At 32.5% G+C, this 718-nt stretch carries 1 pseudogene; it reads right to left on the reverse strand.

The features are described 5' to 3' along the window. Nucleotides 1-718, reverse strand: a pseudogene (locus AJN60_RS09820) (hypothetical protein); the annotation flags it as partial.

A 718-nucleotide genomic window follows, 5' to 3' on the forward strand; every position in this document is an offset into this window, starting at 1 on the left:
TTCAGGGCTATAGTATCTTGGAGCATTAGGATAGCCTTGAGGAGGAGTTAAGGCTGCTAGTTTGGCGCTTAATACTAGAGTATCTTTGAATAAAGTGGCTTGTCGATCACCCCAATCATTTGGAATATCAGCATCAAATCTAGTTTCCATTCCATTTACATATCCATCCATATAATGATCAAATTCTTTCCTGCTTTCAGGAGTAGAATCCACATCTCTTGGATCTTTTAATTTACCTTTTTCAATATCATCATATAAAGCCCAAATGATTCTACCTTCTTCATCAAGAGCAAATTTATATCGATTTAAATCAATCGTCCAATCTACTCCTATAATCTCATCTAAAAAAGGTATCATACCAAATTCATCTAATAAACTCTCATAATGATAATCGTGTAAATCATAAATCATTTTTGCTCTAAGCTTATTCCAATGTTGCCCTGTAAGAAAAGAATTAGAACACAATACTGCTAAACCTAAACTTTTAAAAGCATTTTTATCTCCAAGTTGAGCTTGTAAAAACAATGCTTGTTGTTGTCTTGCTTTAAATCCTACGGCAGCTGTAGGACTAGCTTTAATATTTCCCAAAAGTAAAGCAGACAATTCCCATTCATTAAAGAAAGAATAAGATTTTAATGTTCCACGATGAGAACTTACTTCATCATAAATATAAGCGTATTCTTCATTGATTAAATTTCCTTTTTCATCTACATTAGCA

The sequence above is a fragment of the Campylobacter sp. BCW_4323 genome (genome assembly GCF_001763115.1).
GTDB lineage: Bacteria > Campylobacterota > Campylobacteria > Campylobacterales > Campylobacteraceae > Campylobacter_D > Campylobacter_D jejuni.